Source organism: Xanthovirga aplysinae (genome assembly GCF_009711365.1).
GTDB classification, from domain to species: domain Bacteria; phylum Bacteroidota; class Bacteroidia; order Cytophagales; family Cyclobacteriaceae; genus Xanthovirga; species Xanthovirga aplysinae.
On record NZ_SMMB01000576.1, the window covers coordinates 1 to 2,462 of the forward strand.

3 protein-coding genes are annotated in these 2,462 nt (G+C 36.2%); 2 read left to right on the plus strand and 1 reads right to left on the minus strand.

Going from position 1 to position 2,462, the window contains the following annotated elements:
* Positions 1–377 (plus strand): arsenate reductase family protein (locus E1171_RS23540; protein ID WP_187696211.1); only part of this gene is annotated, 377 nt, incomplete at its 5' end.
* 1 nt (position 378) lies between these two features.
* Here E1171_RS23540 and E1171_RS02855 read toward each other — a convergent pair.
* A complete protein-coding gene (locus tag E1171_RS02855; RefSeq protein ID WP_155203889.1) occupies positions 379–1,209 on the minus strand; it encodes a CvfB family protein in 831 nt (276 codons plus the stop codon).
* A gap of 172 nt (positions 1,210–1,381) precedes the next feature.
* Between E1171_RS02855 and E1171_RS02860 the strand changes: the two genes are divergently transcribed.
* Positions 1,382–2,272, plus strand: a complete 891-nt coding sequence (locus E1171_RS02860; RefSeq protein WP_155203891.1) for a 3-hydroxyacyl-CoA dehydrogenase family protein — start codon at positions 1,382–1,384, stop codon at positions 2,270–2,272.
* Positions 2,273–2,462 lie beyond the last annotated feature (190 nt).

The window sequence follows — 2,462 nt, forward strand, 5'->3', positions numbered from 1 at the left end:
AAATGCATCCTAACGAATTGTACCTCTTATTTGACCCGGAAAGTAGAGATGGAAAGTCCACACGAGCCTATGCCTATTCCATCACTCCTCATGTGAATGAGAATTATTATTCTTCGGCTCAAATGACAAGTACGTTTTGGCGAGAATTGTTAGATATGCTTGACTTGACGCCAAAAGAAATCCTAAATCGGGCGCATCCATTGTATCAAGCCAAAATAGCTGGAAATGCTTTTGATGATGAAGGGTGGTTAAATATTCTTAAAGAATACCCTTACATGATAAAAGCTCCAATAGCCATTAAAGAAAATAGGGCAATATTTTGCAAAACTCCTACTGATATTCTCAGACTTGCCAAAGCCACCAAAACCTCCGAATAGTTTATTCTGTAAGGTGTATTCCTTTGTCGGAAATAGTTAGTTTACCATCCTTTTGGAGGTTTCCTATTATTTTTTTAAAAATTTTCTTACTCATCTGGAAAGTGGCCTTTATTCTTTCTGGCTCTGTCTTATCGTGATAAGGCAAAAATCCCCCTGCGTCCTTTAAAGCCAAAAGTATCTTTTCTTTGGAATCAACAACTGCTTGAAAACCCTGTGGTTGAAGGCTTACATCTATCTTCCCGTCTTCTCTTAATTTCTTAATGAATCCTTTTCGAATATCTCCTACCGTCAAAGGTTCAAAAACCTCATTCTTATACAACATACCTGAGTATTCCTGATTGATTATAACCATCCATCCCAAATCAGTCTGACCATAGACCATTACATCAACCTCCTGATCCTTTTTTAAGGCCTTAGTATTCTTATTAAAAAAAGCATTTAGTTTGGCTACGCCTATCACCCGGTTGGTTCTATAATCTAAACATAAACGAACCACATGCACCTCCCCTTCTCTCATTGGACGATGTTGTTCTCTTTTCGGCACTAAAAGATCTTTCTCCAGTCCCCAGTCTAAAAAGGCTCCAAAAGGCACTGTATCTTTCACTTCCAATGCAACAAACTCATCAACTACAGCTTTTGGTTGAAGGGTGGTAGCAATTAATCTATCCTCAGAATCCGTGTAAATAAAGACATTTAAAACATCCCCTATTTGGGTCCCTTTAGGCACATATTTATTAGGAAGTAAAATATCTCCTTTATCCGATTCCAAATACAACCCAAATTGAACCGATCTTCCGACCTTTAACTGATTAAATTTACCGATTTTAAGCATTTCAGATTAGCTTTAGCCTTTATTAAAATGCAAATATCTGAAAAAATTGAATATTTAATAGTGAAGAAAGAATCATATATCTATCCCTATTTAATCTTCATTCATAATTATTCATTATTCTTTATATTTGTTGGACTAAAAAAAAGAAAATTAATCAAAACATTAACACTCTATGAATAATATAGCGGTAATTGGCTCAGGAACTATGGGAAATGGAATTGCCCACGTATTTGCACAACATGGTTTTCATGTAGCCCTCATTGATATTAACCCTGCAGCATTGGAGAAGGCGGTAACCACTATCAAAAAAAACCTGGAGAGACAATTAAACAAAGGAATAATTGATGAAACTACAAAAGAGCAGACCCTAAAAAATATTGCCACCTATACTAATCTCAAAGAAGGTGTTAATAAGGCGGACCTGGTTATTGAAGCTGCCACAGAGAATTTAGAGATCAAACTAAAGCTGTTCACCCAATTAGACGAATTTACAAAACCTGAAGCCATTCTAGCTTCCAATACCTCCTCTATTTCAATCACCAAAATTGCCGCAGCAACTCAACGACCGGAAAAAGTGATTGGCATGCACTTTATGAACCCAGTACCGGTAATGAAGCTGGTGGAAATTATCAGAGGATATGGTACAAGCGATGAAGTAACCCAAAGCATAATGGAAACTTCCCGGAAATTAAACAAAGTACCGGTAGAAGTTAATGATTACCCTGGTTTTGTGGCCAACCGTATTTTGATGCCGATGATTAATGAGGCAATTTATTCTTTATATGAAGGAGTTGCAGGGGTAGAAGAAATTGACACCGTAATGAAATTGGGAATGGCGCACCCTATGGGACCACTTCAATTAGCTGATTTCGTTGGGTTAGATGTTTGTTTGTCTATCTTAAAGGTATTACATGAAGGATTTGGAAATCCAAAATATGCTCCTTGCCCCCTATTAGTAAATATGGTAGAAGCAGGTCATTTAGGCGTAAAATCAGGAGAAGGATTCTATTCTTGGAAACATAAATCGAAAGAATTGATACTTGCCAAACGGTTTCAAAAGTAAGAAAAGCAAAACACTTTAAAATTAAAGGTCTCTCCGGTTCCTCATACAATAAAGAGTCGTTTTCATTGTACCATTTGAGCTAAGAGGGTTTAATAATTTTTAAAAAGTTACTTAAATTCAAAAATAGGCTATCTCATTTTGAAAGATAGCCTATTTTTTTCAGCCAATTTGGTTAAAACAACCCTAATTA